Source organism: Lysobacter sp. 5GHs7-4, assembly GCF_021284765.1.
Classification (GTDB): domain Bacteria; phylum Pseudomonadota; class Gammaproteobacteria; order Xanthomonadales; family Xanthomonadaceae; genus Lysobacter.
This window is the reverse complement of the sequence record NZ_CP089924.1, coordinates 2,454,761-2,470,318: the sequence shown is the minus strand read 5'-3', so window position 1 is coordinate 2,470,318 and position 15,558 is coordinate 2,454,761. Positions and strand designations below refer to the sequence as shown.

Sequence of the window (15,558 nt, the reverse complement as noted above, 5' to 3'; positions counted from 1 at the left end):
GTGGGGAGAACACCATGCAGCAGCAGTCTCTGATCCGTTACGCCCTGTCGATGGCCATCGCGGCCGCGCTGGCCCCCGGCTTGGCGCGCGCGCAGGACGCGGACGCGCCGCCGTCCGGCGAAAGCGAGGCCACCACCCTGGATTCGGTGGTGGTCAGCGGTACCGCGCGCTTCAAGGGCGTGCGCAAGCGCGACGCCAGCTTCTCCATCACCACCGCCTCGCTGGAGCAGTTGCAGGAGGCCGTGCCGCTGAGCACCGCCGACGCGCTGAAGGTGGTGCCCGGCGTGTGGGCCGAATCGGCCGGCGGCAGCACCGGCGCCAACATCTTCGTGCGCGGCATGCCGTCGGAAGGCGACGCGCCGTTCGTGACCGTGCAGATGGACGGCGCGCCGCTGTTCCCGCCGCCGACGCTGTCGTTCCTGGAGAACTCCACCCTGTTCCGCATGGACGACACCATCGACCGCATGGAAGTGCTGCGCGGCGGCCCCAGCCCGATCTTCTCCAACGGCCAGCCCGGCGCCACGGTCAACTTCATCCAGAAGAAGGGCGGCGAAGAGACCGAAGGCAGCCTGCGCGTGACCGCCGGCAGCGACAACCTGCGCCGCGTCGACGTGTTCAACAGCGGCAAGCTCGGCGAAGGCTGGTACTACAGCATCGGCGGCTTCTACCGCGTGACCGACGGCGTGCGCGACACCCAGTTCCCGGCCGACAAGGGCGGCCAGTTCAGCGCCACCCTGACCCGCAGCTGGGACAGCGGCGAGATCACCCTGTACGCGCGCCACACCGACGACAAGAACGCCTTCTTCACCCCGATCCCGCTGCTGTCGCGCAACAACGGCCAGGACCTGTCCAGCTTCCCCGGCCTGGACGCGCAGTCCGGCACCTTGCTGGGCAACGATTTCCGCCGCGTGACGATACCGACCGGCCCCAACGGCCAAAGCATCAGCCGCGATCTGGCCGACGGCCGCGGCATCAACCTGGACGTGTTCGGCGCCTCGATGGATTTCTACCTCGGCGACTGGACCATCAGCGACCGCGTCAACTACGTCAGCGGCAGCGCGCCCACCAACGGCCTGTTCACCGGCGCCAGCCCGCAGACCATCGGCAGCTACATGGCCTCCTTCGGCAGTCCCGGCACCGCGACCTACACCAACGGCGGCGGCGCGGTGGATCCGAACCAGCAGGTGCTGACCGCCGGCTTCTGGGTGGTCGACAAGGAAATCGAATCCTTCACCAACGACCTGCGTTTCAGCCGCGACCTGTTCGAGGGCAACACGCTGACCGCGGGCGTGTACTACGCGCGCTACTCGTCCAAGGACACCTGGTACCTGGGCAACAACATGCTGCTGACGGCCGAGAACAACGCCCGCCGCATCGACGTGCGCCTGGCCGACGGCCGCCAGGTCACCCGCGACGGCTTCGTCGGCACCTCGTTCTTCTCGCTGCGCGGCGACTACGACGGCCAGAACACCGCCGTGTTCCTGGCCGACGAATGGCAGATCAACGACCGCCTGCGCCTGGACGGCGGCATCCGCTACGAGTGGCAGCAGGTCGACGGCACCGTGCACAACACCGCCACGGTCGACCTGGACGGCAACCCGAACACGCTGTACGACAACAACACCTCGATCTCGCTGCCCAGCACGCGCCGCATCGACCAGGACGACAAGCATTTCTCCTGGACCCTGGGCCTGAACTACAAGCTCAACGAAACCTCCAGCCTGTTCGCGCGCGCCAACTCCGGCTACAAGCTGCCGGCTTTCGACAACCTGCGCGACGGCAACACCAAGATCCAGGAGGTCGACCAGTACGAGCTGGGCTTCAAGTCCGGCAACTCGGTCTACGACCTGTACCTGACCGCGTTCTACAACAGCTTCACCAACTCGCCGTTCCAGGCCTTCCTCGACGACGGCACCAACTTCACCACCGTCGGCGATTCGCGCGCCTACGGCGTGGAACTGGAAGGCGCGATCCGTCCGTTCGGCGGCTTCGAGCTGCGCGCCACCGGCGTGTGGCTGGACGCGCAGTACGAGAACTACCGCGAGTTCACCGGCAACCAGGTGATGCGCCAGCCCAAGCAGCAGTTCCGCATCACGCCCAGCTACTACTGGACCCTGCCGGTCGGCGATCTCAAGCTGTTCGCGACCTACTCGCGCATCGGCGACCGCTACGCCGACCTGGCCAACACCCAGGAGCTGCCCTCGTACCACACGCTGGACGTAGGCGCGAACCTCCATGTGGGCGAACACTGGGAGTTCACCGCCAGCGGCAGCAACGTCACCGACGAGCTGGGCCTGACCGAGGGCAACGTGCGCGTGCCCGGCGCGGCCACCGGCGGCGTGTTCCTGGGCCGGCCGATCGCGGGCCGTTCCTACCAGCTCTCGGCGGCCTACCGCTGGTGAGCGCCGCGGCGGCGGAGCGGCATGCGATGCTGACTCCGTCGCCGGCGGCTCGGGGTTTTCCAGTCCGTTCGCGGCGCGATCGCGGGCGCCGTCCGCGCAGCCCCTCCCCCCGAGGCAAGGGCGCGCCGGCGACCGTCGCGAACGGCTTTTCATCACAGCGCGCATCGGCAACAGCCACGCGCAGGAGCAGCGCATGAGTCCCACCGGCAGTCACCGCGGCCGCATGATCCTGGCGATGGTCCTGACTTACATGGTGTTCGCGGTGCTGCTCAACAGCGTCGGCACCGTGATCCTGCAGGCCATCCAGGGCTTCGGCGTGGACAAGGCCGAGGCCAGTTTCCTGGAGGCGTTCAAGGACCTGCCGATCGCGGTGGTGTCCTTCCTCACCGCCTCGCTGCTGCCACGCCTGGGCTACCGGCGCGCGATGATCCTGGGCCTGAGCCTGGTCGCCGCCGCCTGCGCGCTGATGCCGTTGCTGCATGCGTTCTGGGCGACCAAGCTGCTGTTCACCGTGGTCGGCGCCTCGTTCGCGCTGGCCAAGGTCGCGGTGTATTCCTCGATCGGCCTGCTCACCGACGGCAAGCAACAGCACGCCAGCCTGACCAGCACCATCGAGGGCTGGTTCATGGTCGGCGTGCTGGCCGGTTACTGGCTGTTCGCCAGCTTCATCAACCCCGACGCGCCCGCCGACCCGCGCTGGCTGCGGGTGTACTGGGTGATCGCCGCGGTCGCCGGCGCCACCGCGCTGCTGCTGGCCGTCAGCCGCCTGGACGAGGCGGCCGCGCGCGACGGTCATGCGCCGGGCGAGGCCTTCTTCGACATGTTCCGGCTGATCGCGCAGCCGCTGATCGGCGTGTTCCTGATCTCGGCGTTTCTTTACGTGCTGATCGAACAGAGCATCGGCACCTGGCTGCCGACCTTCAACCGCGAGATCCTGCACCTGCCCACGACCATGAGCGTGCAGGCGGCGAGCATCTTCGCCGTCTCGCTGGCCCTGGGCCGCCTGGGCGCAGGGCTGCTGCTGCGGCGCGTGCCCTGGCATTGGCTGCTGATCGGCTGCGTGCTGGCGATGGCCGCGCTGGTGCTGCTGGCGCTGCCGCTGGCCGCGGGCATGCGCCCGGACCCGCACGCCAGTTGGACGCGCGCGCCGGTCGCGGCCTACGTGTTTCCGCTGATCGGACTGTTCATGGCGCCGATCTATCCGGCGATCAATTCGGTGGTGCTCAGCGCGCTGCCCAAGTCGCGGCACGCGGCGATGACCGGTTTGATCGTGGTGTTTTCGGCGTTGGGCGGCACCACCGGCTCGTTCATCACCGGGCAGTTGTTCGCGCGCGCCGGCGGCGAGACCGCGTTCTACCTGTCGCTGGCGCCGATGGCCCTGCTGCTGCTGGCGATCGTCGGACTGCGCCGGCAATCGCAGCGCGCCGACGCGCGCCTGGCGCAGGCAGGCGCTTGAGCTGGTCGGGTCAGCGCAGCAGCACGTAGCCGGCGCGCGCTTCGTCGAACGCGTACTCGCAGCCCAGCAGGCACGCGGCGACACGGTAGGAATGCTCGTCGTCGGTCGGGTATTCCTTGTACGGCAGCGACGCCAGCGCGATGGACGCATCGCTCACCGGCGCGCCGTCGCGCATGTCCAGGACCTTGCTGCCTACCCGGAACAGCGGCGACACCAGCGGCGCGATCGCCGCGGCCTGCGTGCCCAGCAGGCGCCAGGGTTGGCGGTTGTAGGGCGCGGCGACGAATTCGCCGCCGCTGCCGAGCAGGTTGCGCAGCGCCAGCGGCGCGGCGGCGATGTCAGCGGGCGGCGTTTCGTCTACGCCGATCCGCGCGTGGATGTCGTACAGGTAGCCCCAGCCCTTGCGCGCCAGCGCGATGTAGCCGTAGGCGTAGCCCGCGCCTTCCGGCAGCGGCACGCAGAACTGCGCGCCTTCGCTCAGCTCCGCGGCCTGGCGCGGATTCATGCCGCGCTCTGCACGGCCGCGGCCGCCGGCGCGGGACGCAGGCTGAGTTCGGTGTCGGGATCGAAGTAATGCATGCGCTCGGGCACGTAGCCCAGGTGCACGGTGTCGCCGGGTTGAGGCAGATCGTACGGCGCCAGCCGCAGCACCAGGTCGCAGCCGCCGCAGCCCAGGTTGAGGAAGGCCTCGTTGCCGACCGGCTCCACCACTTCCACCTTCGCCGCCAACCGCCCAGGCGCGGCTTCGGCCAGGCGCATGTCCTCGGGGCGCAGACCGACGGTGAGTTGGCGGCCCAGGTAGCCGCGCACGGTCTCGCGCAGCGCCTCGTCGGGTTGCAGCGGCAGTTCCACGCCTTCGGCGATGCGCAGGCGCAGGCCGTCGCGTTCGATCACCTCGCCCCACAGCAGGTTCATTTTCGGGCTGCCCAGGAAGGTCGCCACGAACAGGTTGGCCGGGTGCCGGTACAGCGCCATCGGCGTGTCGATCTGCTGGATCTTGCCGTCCTTGAGCACGACGATGCGCTGGCCCAGGGTCATGGCCTCGATCTGGTCGTGGGTGACGTAGACCATGGTGGTGCCCAGCTGACGGTGCAGGCGCGCGATCTCCACGCGCATGCCCATGCGCAGCTTGGCGTCCAGATTGGACAGCGGCTCGTCCAACAGGAACACCTGCGGCTGCCGCACCAGCGCTCGCCCCAGCGCCACGCGCTGGCGCTGACCGCCCGACAGCGCGGCCGGCTTGCGCTGCAGCATCGACTCCAGCTCCAGCGTGGCCGCCGCGTCCTTCACCCGCGCCTGGATCTCGGCCTTGGACGCGCCGCGCAACTTCAGGCCGAAGCCCAGGTTCTCGGCCACGGTCATGTGCGGGTACAGGGCGTAGCTTTGGAACACCATGGCGATGTCGCGGTCCTTGGGCGGCACCTCGTTGACGCGGCGCCCGCCGATGCGCAGTTCGCCTGCGCTGATGGTCTCCAGGCCCGCGATCATGCGCAGCAGGGTCGACTTGCCGCAGCCCGAGGGGCCGACCAGCACCAGCAGCTCGCCGTCGTCGATCTCGAAACTGGCCGCGTCCACGCCGACGAATCCATTCGGATAGACCTTGCGCAGCCCTTCAAGCGTGACCTTCGCCATGAATTCTCCCAACCGGTTGCACGATGCGTCGAAGCGACGATGCAATTGTCGCCGCCCTGGGCTATTCTGCCATGTAACCGTTTACATGCGCGTCGGACCAGCGATGCGCCCCCGCACCGGAGCCAAGCAGCGATGAGCCAAGTTCGTGTCTTTCCCGAGGGTTTCCTATGGGGTGCGGCCACCGCCGCCCACCAGATCGAGGGCTCCCCGCTCGCCGACGGCGCCGGTCCCAGCATCTGGACCCGCTTCGCCCACACCCCGGGCATGACCCTCAACGGCGACACCGGCGACGTCGCCTGCGACCACTACCGGCGCTGGAAGGACGACGTCGCGCTGATGAAGCGCCTGGGCCTGCAGGCCTACCGCTTCAGCGTGTCCTGGTCGCGGATCCTGCCCGAGGGCACCGGCCGCGTGAACCAGGCCGGCGTGGACTTCTATTCGCGCCTGGTCGACGAGCTGCTGGCCAACGGCATCGAACCGCTGCTGACCCTGTACCACTGGGACATGCCCGCGGCGCTGGACGACCGCGGCGGCTGGCTCAACCGCGACTGCGCCGACTGGTTCGCCGAGTACGGCAGCGTGCTGTACCGCGCTCTAGACGGCCGGGTCAAGAAGTGGGTCACCCTCAACGAACCCTGGGTCATCACCGACGGCGGCTATCTGCACGGCGCGCTCGCGCCCGGCCACCGCAGCCGCTTCGAGGCGCCGATCGCCTCGCACAACCTGATGCGCGCGCACGGTGCCGCCGTGCAGGCCTACCGCGCGATCGGCCAGCACGAGATCGGCCTGGTGGTGAACATCGAGCCCAAGTACGCCGCCACCGATTCGGCCGCCGACGCGGCCGCGGTCAAGCGCGCGCACGCCTACATGAACGAGCAGTACCTCGACCCCGCTCTGCTCGGCTCGTATCCGCCGGAACTGCGCGAGATCTTCGGCGAGGCCTGGCCGGAATGGCCGGCCGAGGACTACGCACTCATCCAGCAAAAGATCGACTTCGTCGGCATCAACTACTACACCCGCAGCGTCACCCAGGACGCGGTCAGCTACCCGCTCAACACCGGCGTGGTGCGCCAGCCCTCGGGCACCTACACCGAGACCGGCTGGGAAGTGTTCCCGCAGGGCCTCACCGACACGCTGACCTGGTTCAAGCAGCGCTACGGCGACATCCCGATGTACGTCACCGAGAACGGCGCGGCCTTCTTCGATCCGCCGGTGGCCGAGCCCGACGCCAGCGGCGAACGCCGCGTGCGCGATCCGCTGCGCATGGACTACCTGCAAAAGCACCTCAGCGCGATCCACGACGCGATCCAGGCCGGCTGCGACATCCGCGGCTACATGGTGTGGTCGCTGCTGGACAACCTGGAATGGTCGCTGGGCTACTCCAAGCGCTTCGGCGTGGTCCACGTGAACTACGCGACCCAGGAGCGCACGCCCAAGGACAGCGCGAAGTGGTACTCGAACGTGATCGCCACGCATGGCCGCTCGCTGTCCGAGCCGCTACCTTAAGCACTCCGATCCGACCAGGCGCCGGCGCCATGCACGACACCCTGTTGCTGTTCGGCGCCACGGGTGATCTCGCCCAGCGCTACCTGTTCCCGTCGCTGATCCACCTCTGGCGCGACCGCCTGCTGCCGCCCGACTTCCGCCTGATCGCGGTCGGGCGGCAGGAGATGAGCGACGAGGCATTCCGCGCCTGGCTGCGCGAGCGCATGGCCGACGAAGCCGCCGACGACGCCGCGGCCGTGGACGGCCTGCTGCGCGGCATCAGCTACGTCGCCGTCGACCTGCGCGACACCGCCGCGATCGCGGCCGCGCTGTCGCGCTACGCCGACCGCCCCAGCGTAAGTTACCTGGCCACGCCGCCCGACTTGTTCGTGCCGGTGGCGCAGGGCCTGAGCGCGGCCGGCGTGCTCGCCGATCCCTCGCGGCTGGTGCTGGAAAAACCGATCGGCCGCGACCTGGCCTCGGCGCGCGCGATCAACGCCGCGCTGCGCGCCTGCCTGGACGAGTCGCGGATCTTCCGCATCGACCATTACCTGGGCAAGGCCGCGGTGCAGAACCTGCTGGCGCTGCGCCTGGGCAACACCCTGCTGGAAGCCGTCTGGCAACACCGCTGGATCGAATCGGTGGACATCCTGGTCGCCGAGACCGCCGGCGTCGACGGCCGCGAGGAGTACTACGCCGGCTACGGCGCGCTGCGCGACATGGTCCAGAACCACATGCTGCAGCTGCTCGCCCTGATCGCGATGGAGCCGCCATCGAACCTGGACGCCGACAGCATCCGCGAGGAAAAACGCAAAGTACTGCGCGCGCTGCGCCCGATGGACGCCGCGCAGGCCGCGCAGGACACCGTGCGGGGGCGCTACGGCGGCGGCGTGGTCGAGGGCCGCGCGGTCAAGGGCTTCGTGCACGACGCGCCGGTGGAAACCTTCGTCGCGCTGCGCACCTACATCGACAACTGGCGCTGGGCCGGCGTGCCGTTCCGCCTGGTCACCGGTAAGCGTCTGGCGGCGCGCGCCACCGAGGTCGTGGTCTCGTTCAAGCCGGTGTCGCATTGGCTGTTCGAGCGTCCCGCGCGCGGGCGCGAACGCCCCAACCGGCTGCGCATGCGCCTGCAGCCGGACGAAACCGTGGAGCTGGGCCTGATGGGCAGCCTGGCCGCGCCCGAATGGGGCGCGCTGGAGCTGCGGCCGATGTCGCTGGACCTGTCGATGTCGAATTCGCCGCAGCGCCGCATCGCCTACGAACGCCTGCTGGTGGACGCGCTGCGCGGCAACCAGACCCTATTCGTGCGCGACGACGAGGTCGAATCGGCCTGGCAGTGGATCGACAGCGTCGAGCGCGCCTGGAGCGGCACCGATCAACCGGCGATCGAATACCCGGCCGGTTCCTGGGGCCCGACCGAGGCCGCGGATTTCCTGCCGGCGACGCTGCGCCAGGGCCGCGGAGGCGAGCCTTGAACGCGGCCGCACCGGAGGCGCTGCTGGCCGACATCGGCGGCACCAATGCGCGTTTCGCGCTGGCCTCGCCGCAGCACGAGCAACCCTTGCGCGAGGACAGCGTGCAGGTGTTCGCGGTCGCCGACTTCCCGTCGCTGGCCGACGCCGCGCGCCATTATCTGGATCGCGTCGGCGCCGCGCCTGTGGAGGCAGTGTTCGCCGTCGCCGGACGCGTCGACGGCGACGAGGCGCGCATCACCAACCACCCCTGGGTGATCTCGGCCGCGCGCACGCGCCAGGCCCTGGGATTGCAGCGCCTGCAGTTGGTCAACGATTTCGCCGCGCAGGCGATGGCGGTATCGCTGCTGCGTCCGCAGGACGTGGTCGCGATCGGCGGCGTCGCCTGGCAGGGCGCCGACGAGGGCGACCGCACCTACGCGGTGATCGGCGCCGGCACCGGTCTGGGCGTGGGCGGCCTGCTCCGCCGCGACGGACGCTACTACCCGCTGCAGACCGAAGGCGGACACGTGAGCTTCGCGCCGGGCACGCCGGAGGAGATCGACATCCTGCAACGCCTGTCCGGCGAGTTCGGCCGCGTCTCCAACGAACGCCTGGTCAGCGGCAGCGGCCTGGTCAACCTGCATCGCGCGCTGAGCCAGATCGCCGGCGAAGACCCCGGCCCGCTGCAGCCGGCCGACATCACCGCGATGGCGCGCGAAGGCGACGCGCGCTGCCTGCGCGCGATCGACGTGTTCTGCGCGGTGTACGGCGCCGCGGCCGGCGACCTGGTGCTGACCCTGGGCGCCTGGGACGGCGTGTTCCTGCCCGGCGGACTGGTGCCGCGCTTGATGCCCTGGCTGCAACGCTCCGGATTCCGCCAACGTTTTGAGCATAAAGGACGTTTTTCGCCTGCGATGGCGCGCATTCCCACGTTGGCCGTCACCCATCCGCAGCCCGGACTGCTGGGCGCGGCCGCTCTGGCCAGGCACACGCCGCGTTGAGGCGGATCGTGCGAAGATCGGGGGATGCTCGACGACACGTCGCCCGCCTCGGCCGGTCCAGCGGAACCGGAAACGACTCGGTACGTAATGCACGCGCATCGCGGCCGCGATGTGTGGACCTGGGCCTGCGCGGTCGCGATCGCGGCTGAATTGCGCCGCGATCTGTCGCTGCGCCCGCGCGCGCGCCTGCTGCTGTCGGGCGGCACCACCCCCGGCCCGGTCTATCGCGCGCTCGCCAAGGCGCCGCTGGATTGGAGCCGCGTCGATATCGGCCTGGTCGACGAACGCTGGCTGCTGCCGGACGATCCGGACAGCAACGCGCGCATGGTCCGCAGCCATCTGCTGCACGACCACGCCGCCGCCGCGCGCTTCGAACCGCTGACCCAGGCCGGACGCCGCATCGAAGACGCGGTCGCCGCCGCCAACGCGCATGCGCAGCTCGGCGCCAGCGCGGCGGTGCTGGGCATGGGCGAAGACGGCCATACCGCGTCGCTGTTCCCGGGCCGCGATCTCGCACGCGCGCTCGCCAGCCGCCAGGCCTATGTCGCCGTCGATGCCGACGACGCCGCCGGCGCGCAACGCTGGCCGCGTCGGATCAGCCTGACTCCGATCGGGCTGCAACGCGTCCAGACCCGACTGCTGTTGATCCAGGGTGAACGCAAGCGCGAAGTCTTCGAAGCCGCGCTGCGCAGCGGCGACCTGATGCGCTATCCAGTGCTGGCGGCATTGGAGGCCGGCCACGGCTCGCCGTTGCATGTGCATTGGTGCGAGTGAAGCGCGCGCAGCCGACGGTGGATCCCAACGCTGAGCCCGAACAAACCGGTGTTGGGCTGGGACTGTGCGTGATCGCCGCGCTGGCGGCGCTGCTGCTGGCGTATCTGGCCGTGGGCGGCGTCGCGGCGGGGCCGTGGCGCGCATCGCCCGGCAATGCGTTGCTGGGTGCTAATGCGATGGCCTGGGGCCTCGTGTTCCTGCTCAGCTATTACTTCAGCGCCAAGAGCTTCGTGTTCCGCGGCTTCCTCTGGTTCTGCCTGCGCGTCTCGGCGCCTGCCGGCCGCAAGCTGGCCCTGGTCTGGTTCGCCTTTCTCGCTTTCGCTGGCGCCGCGATGTTTCTGACCGGCATGGGTTGGCTGTGACTGGATGCGATACCGCCGGCAGCCTGCTCACGCGCGATGCGGTGCGCCTTCGGCTTACCGCATCCTACGGGGCTGCTGCGCATGCATTGCTGCGAGTGAGGGCTCGCATTCGTAGGATGCGGTGACAACCGCATCGCTTTCATCGAGTTGAATCCGTACCGCCGCTCGCGATGCGGTGCGCCTGGCGGCTTACCGCCTCCTACGGCGATGGTGGCGCCGTCAGTCGATGCGTTCGGCGCCGCCCATGTACGGACGCAGCGCTTCGGGCACGGTGATCGAGCCGTCGGCGTTCTGGTAGTTCTCCATCACCGCGATCAGGGCGCGGCCGACGGCGACGCCGGAGCCGTTGAGGGTGTGCACGGGCTCGGGCTTGTCGGTGGCCGGGTTGCGCCAGCGCGCCTGCATGCGGCGGGCCTGGAAGGCCTCGCAGTTGGAGCACGAGGAAATCTCGCGGTAGGTGTCCTGGCTGGGCAGCCACACTTCCAGGTCGTAGGTCTTGGTGGCGGCGAAGCCCATGTCGCCGGTGCACAGCAGCATGCGGCGGTACGGCAGGCCCAGCTTTTCCAGCACGACTTCGGCGCAGCGGGTCATGCGCTCGTGCTCGTCGTAGCTCTCGTGCGGACGCGCGATGGTGACCAGCTCGACCTTCTCGAACTGGTGCTGGCGGATCATGCCGCGGGTGTCGCGGCCGTGGCTGCCGGCCTCGGCGCGGAAGCACATCGAATGCGCGGTCATGCGCAGCGGCAGCGCCGCGTCGTCGACGATCTCGTCGCGCACGATGTTGGTCAGCGGCACTTCCGAGGTCGGGATCAGGTAACGCTTGCTGGCGGCCTCGCCCTCGCCGACCACGGTCGCGAACAGGTCGTCCTCGAACTTCGGCAGCTGGCCGGTGCCGCGCATGGAATCGGCGTTGACCAGCAAAGGCACGTTCGTTTCCTGGTACGCGTGCTGATCCACGTGCAGGTCCAGCATGAACTGCGCCAACGCACGATGCAGGCGCGCGAGCTGGCTGCGCAGCACGGTGAAGCGCGCGCCCGACAGCTTGGCGGCGGTGTCGCCGTCCAGCCAGCCGTTGCGCGCACCGAGTTCGACGTGGTCCTTGACCGCGAAATCGAACGCGCGCGGCGTGCCCCAACGGTGCTGCTCGACGTTGCCGGCCTCGTCCTTGCCGGCCGGCACGGACTCGTGCGGCAGGTTCGGGATGCTCAGCGCGACGGCCTCGATCTGGCTGCGGATTTCGTCCAGGCGCAGCTCGCTGGCCTTGAGCTCGTCGCCGAAGCCGGCGACCTCGGCCAGCAGCGCGGCCACGTCCTCGCCCTTGGCCTTGGCCTGGCCGATCGCCTTGGAACGGGTGTTGCGCAGGTTCTGCAGTTCCTGGGTGCGGATCTGGATCTGCTTACGCTCGCTTTCCAGCGACTCCAGCGCGCTCGCGTCGAGGACGTAGCCGCGGGTATCGCGCAGGCGCGCGGCGAGTTCGGCGGGTTGCTGGCGCAGCAGGACAGGATCGAGCATGACGGAACCGGTGGGGAAGCGGAGCGCGATTATCGCGTGCCGGACGCGTTTAGGGCCAATGCGCGTCCAAATCGCGACCGGTTGCCGACGGATTAACCCGGTTGCGGGCAGAATGCAGGCAGCCCCGCTCCCTGCCCCACCGGAACCCGCATGTCGACCCCGTCCCCCGCGCCGTCCCGTCCCGTGATCGATCTGGCCGCCTGGCGCCCCGCGCGCAAGGCCTTGTGGTGGGTACTGGGCGCGTTCGCGCTGGGCCTGATCCTGTTCGCCCTGGTCTGGTCGCGCAGCGACAAGCACGATTTCTACCGCGCCGACGGCATCGCCCCGCCGACCGCCGCCGGCCCCAACTACGCACCGCTGCCGGCGCCGATGCCCGGCGACGAAGGCAGCGGCGTCGGCCCCGCGCCGCAGGCCGCGCCGACGCCCGGCGCCGACCAGCCACGGCTGGTCGAGACCCGGCCGCCGGCGCCGCCCGCCGATGCCGCGATCGCGAACAACCCGGCCGCGCCGCCGCCGGCCGCGGTCGCCAGCTCCGACCCCAAGCCGATCGCGGGCCAGAATCCGTCGCCGCGCTATCCGCCCGCCGCCTTGCGCCGCGGCGAAAGCGGCACGGTGATGGTGCGCGCGCGCATCGGCGCCGACGGCACGCCCGATGAGGTGGCCGTGGCCACCAGCAGCGGCTCGCGCATGCTCGACCGCGCCGCCCAGGACGCGGTGCGGCGCTGGCGCTTCCACCCGGCCCTGGCCAACGGCCAGCCGGTCGGCGGCACCGTGATGATCCCGATCACATTCGATGCCAGTCGCTGAACGCGTAACGCCGTAACCCCTCCGTCTCACCTGCCGCTAACACCGGCGTGAGGAAAGTCGAGTCGCCACCCGGACCACCGGGGACGACCCGAGGAGGAAGACATGACGGACAACACGCTGGACCATCGTGAGACTCAACCGCAGGCCACCGCGGTAGCCGCCGAGCCCGCGCGCAACCGTACCGGCCTCTGGCTGCTGGTGCTGCTGGCCGCGATCCTGGCGATCTGGTACCTGCTGAGCCAACGCGCGCCGGCGCCGACGGCGCTGCCGGATGCCTCGATCGCGCCGATCCCGACGCAAACCACGCCCGCCGACGGCAGCGACGCCGCCAGCGGCGCACGCAAGCCGGTCGCCAGCGCGGCCAAACCCAAGCCGACCAAGCCGGCCTTGACCACGCCGCGCGAGACCGCGCCGGAACGCATCGCCAATCGCAGTCCGGAACCCGAGTACCCGGCCACCGCGCTGCGTCGCGGCGAAGGCGGCGACGTGCTGTTGCGGGTGAACGTGGGCGCCGACGGCGTGCCGGGCGAGGTCGATTTCGTCCGCCGCAGCAGCTCGCGCGAGCTCGACCGCGCCGCCCAGGACGCGGTGAAGCGCTGGCGCTTCGAGCCGGCCACGCGCAACGGCAAGCCGATTCCGGCCGTGGTCGAGGTGCCGATCGAGTTCAAGCCGCAGGCGTAAACACAGGCCTATGCCCCGACCCCCGGGGCCAGGTAATCGGGGGAGAGCGGGCTCCGGCCGCCAAGGGGCGGCCGGAGCGACACAAGGGAACTCAATACCAGAGCCGGCGGCAACGTTGGCCGCGTGTGTGTTCGCAGCCAGTCCACGCCTGTGGCGCTGCTGTGAACGAGGCGAGCCGCTACCCGAACACCGCGCCCAAGCAAACTCGCCCCCCGCTCGATGCGGGAGCCGGCTTCAACCGGCAGCGCGCTGCACCCGTTCCGCGCGGCGCATGATCAGCCCCCAGGCCAGGCAGACCCCGAACAGGAACTCCAGGGGCGCGCGCCCGTACTCGAACCGCCACAGCAGTGAATCGAAATTGTTCGCCACCAGCACGATGCCGACGCTGCCGATCAGCGCCCAGAACCCCGCCACCGGCACCCACCCGCGCCGCCAGGCCAGCAGGGCCTCGCGTAGCAGCAGCACGAACGCCGCGATCAACAATCCGGTGCCCACCACGCCCAGACCGACCAGGGCGTCCAGGTAGGTGTTGTGCAGATGCATGTGGTGCTGGCCGGCCATGTCGCGCTGGCTCTCGGTGATCAGGCTGGGCGTGGTGCGCAGGCCCCAGCCCAGCAGCGGCCGTTCCTGCCATTTCTCGATGCCCAGCTTGTACAGCGCCATGCGCACGCTGACGGCCTTGTTGTTGACCTGGGTCTGCTGCGCGGTGACGGCATCGGTCACGGCTACCGCCGCGGCAGGCGTGGCGGCGCTCGCCGCCGGTGCCGCCGGCGCGGTCGGCGTCGGCGCGCTGGAGACGGTGCCCGCGACCGCGGCCTGCTGCGCCTCGCTGACCACGGTCTCGGTGCCGGCGAAACGCAGCGCGATCAGATCGCGCGCGGCGTACAGCAGCAGCAGCGATATCGCCGCCGCCACCAGCACCGGCAGCATCGCGCCCAGGCCCTGGCGCGCGCGATGCAGATGCCAGAGCAAGCCCAGCACGACCAGCGGCACGATCGCCGCGAACGCCAGCCAGGCGCCGCGCGACTGCGAGAACAGCAGCAGGCAGAAGCAGCCGACGTAGGCGAACAGAGCGGCCGCCAGCGCCAGGCCGCGGCCGCGCTCGCGTCGCCGCGCCCACAGGGCCATCGACAGGCACAGCGCCAGCCAGCCGCCCATCGCCGCCAGCTGTCCGCTGAGATTTTCCTGGATGCCCAACTCCGGACGCAGCCGGCCGCTCCACAGCGCCGCGCCTTGGGTCCACGGCAGATAGATCAGCACCGACAACAACAGGCCGGCGCCCATCAGCATCACCAGGCGCGGGATCGCGCGCGGCAGCAAGGACAGCCACCACCCGGTCACGCAGGTGAACACCGCCAACCGCACCAGCTTGCCGGCGGTGGACAGTTGCGCCGACAGCGGTATCGACGGCGCGACGCTCACCGCCGCGTACACCGCCTGCGCGATCACGAACGCGACCAGCAACGCCAGCGCGCGCACCGCCGGCTGTGCGGCCAATTCGCGCCAAGGGCGGCGGCCCGCGCAGCACAGCAACAGCAGCAGGACGCCGGCGCCTAGTTCGGGGCGCAGATACAGGCCGATGTCGGTCAGCGCGAAAAAGGCCTGATAAGACAGCGCGAACAGCGCGACGCGACGCATCCACGGCGACAGTCCATCGGCATCGGAATAACCCGTGTCGGCGGCCCGCGGCGCGGCGGCACCGACCTGCGACGGCGCGCGCAGCGCCCGCTCGGTCACCGGCGGTCTCCGACATCGCGCGCGTCGTCGCCGCGCAACCGATCGACCGCGTCGGCGCAGCGCGACTGCGCGCACGGCGCTGCGCCCTGCGCGATCGCGCCGCATGGAACTTGCTGCATCGCCTTCATCCTCTCGTAATCGCGCCGGGCCTGGCGCCAACCACGTGATGGCCGTCGCAACGCGGGGGCGTTGGCGAGGGCCGCTACGTCCTTGTACTCACATCCGTGTCGATACGCCGCACGCGGCGCGTCTCGA

General features: G+C 70.1%; 14 protein-coding genes. 9 read left to right on the top strand and 5 right to left on the bottom strand.

The features are described from left to right. The first annotated feature begins 14 nt into the window (after window positions 1-14). Together LVB77_RS11265 and LVB77_RS11260 are read left to right on the top strand one after the other, a co-directional pair. Complete coding sequence (locus tag LVB77_RS11265) at window positions 15-2,402, top strand: TonB-dependent receptor (RefSeq protein WP_232906215.1); 2,388 nt, start codon at window positions 15-17, stop codon at window positions 2,400-2,402. Window positions 2,403-2,595: 193 nt separating this feature from the next. Next, window positions 2,596-3,858: an MFS transporter gene (locus LVB77_RS11260; protein WP_232906214.1), complete on the top strand. Its 1,263-nt coding sequence runs from the start codon at window positions 2,596-2,598 to the stop codon at window positions 3,856-3,858. A gap of 10 nt (window positions 3,859-3,868) precedes the next feature. Here the strand turns inward: LVB77_RS11260 and LVB77_RS11255 are convergent, their stop codons facing one another. Beyond that, on the bottom strand, window positions 3,869-4,363 hold the full coding sequence (locus LVB77_RS11255) for a hypothetical protein (RefSeq protein ID WP_232906213.1): 495 nt from the start codon (window positions 4,361-4,363) through the stop codon (window positions 3,869-3,871). Further along, window positions 4,360-5,490 (bottom strand): sn-glycerol-3-phosphate ABC transporter ATP-binding protein UgpC, encoded by a 1,131-nt coding sequence (ugpC, locus tag LVB77_RS11250; RefSeq protein ID WP_232906212.1) that lies wholly within the window; start codon window positions 5,488-5,490, stop codon window positions 4,360-4,362. The genes LVB77_RS11255 and ugpC overlap by 4 nt, the downstream gene beginning before the upstream one ends. A gap of 132 nt (window positions 5,491-5,622) precedes the next feature. Here ugpC and LVB77_RS11245 point away from each other — a divergent pair, with 132 nt between their 5' ends. From LVB77_RS11245 to LVB77_RS11225, 5 genes are all read left to right on the top strand, one after another. Continuing rightward, a complete protein-coding gene (locus LVB77_RS11245) occupies window positions 5,623-6,996 on the top strand; it encodes a GH1 family beta-glucosidase (RefSeq protein ID WP_232906211.1) in 1,374 nt (457 codons plus the stop codon). Window positions 6,997-7,025: 29 nt separating this feature from the next. After that, entirely contained in the window at window positions 7,026-8,450 is a 1,425-nt protein-coding gene (zwf, locus tag LVB77_RS11240; RefSeq protein WP_232906210.1) for a glucose-6-phosphate dehydrogenase, read from the top strand. Continuing rightward, window positions 8,447-9,430, top strand: a complete 984-nt coding sequence (glk, locus tag LVB77_RS11235; RefSeq protein ID WP_232906209.1) for a glucokinase — start codon at window positions 8,447-8,449, stop codon at window positions 9,428-9,430. The genes zwf and glk overlap by 4 nt, the downstream gene beginning before the upstream one ends. 87 nt (window positions 9,431-9,517) lie before the next feature. Next, entirely contained in the window at window positions 9,518-10,204 is a 687-nt protein-coding gene (pgl, locus tag LVB77_RS11230; RefSeq protein ID WP_232906208.1) for a 6-phosphogluconolactonase, read from the top strand. A gap of 17 nt (window positions 10,205-10,221) precedes the next feature. Continuing rightward, entirely contained in the window at window positions 10,222-10,566 is a 345-nt protein-coding gene (locus LVB77_RS11225; protein WP_232906207.1) for a hypothetical protein, read from the top strand. A 219-nt stretch (window positions 10,567-10,785) separates the two neighbouring features. Here the strand turns inward: LVB77_RS11225 and serS are convergent, their stop codons facing one another. Beyond that, a complete protein-coding gene (serS, locus tag LVB77_RS11220) occupies window positions 10,786-12,078 on the bottom strand; it encodes a serine--tRNA ligase (RefSeq protein WP_232906206.1) in 1,293 nt (430 codons plus the stop codon). Window positions 12,079-12,228: 150 nt separating this feature from the next. On the opposite strand from serS, the gene LVB77_RS11215 reads away from it, so the two are divergent. Together LVB77_RS11215 and LVB77_RS11210 are read left to right on the top strand one after the other, a co-directional pair. Further along, window positions 12,229-12,885, top strand: coding sequence for an energy transducer TonB (locus tag LVB77_RS11215; protein WP_232906205.1), 657 nt, complete (start codon window positions 12,229-12,231; stop codon window positions 12,883-12,885). Between the two features lie 102 nt (window positions 12,886-12,987). Further along, on the top strand, window positions 12,988-13,566 hold the full coding sequence (locus LVB77_RS11210; RefSeq protein WP_232906204.1) for an energy transducer TonB: 579 nt from the start codon (window positions 12,988-12,990) through the stop codon (window positions 13,564-13,566). Window positions 13,567-13,800: 234 nt separating this feature from the next. Here the strand turns inward: LVB77_RS11210 and LVB77_RS11205 are convergent, their stop codons facing one another. After that, window positions 13,801-15,303: an O-antigen ligase family protein gene (locus tag LVB77_RS11205; protein WP_232906203.1), complete on the bottom strand. Its 1,503-nt coding sequence runs from the start codon at window positions 15,301-15,303 to the stop codon at window positions 13,801-13,803. Next, window positions 15,300-15,431 carry a hypothetical protein gene (locus LVB77_RS21270; RefSeq protein WP_255700559.1) on the bottom strand — a complete coding sequence of 44 codons (132 nt, stop codon included), beginning with the start codon at window positions 15,429-15,431 and terminating at the stop codon, window positions 15,300-15,302. Before LVB77_RS21270 ends, LVB77_RS11205 begins: the two co-directional genes overlap by 4 nt. Between the last annotated feature and the right edge of the window lie 127 nt (window positions 15,432-15,558).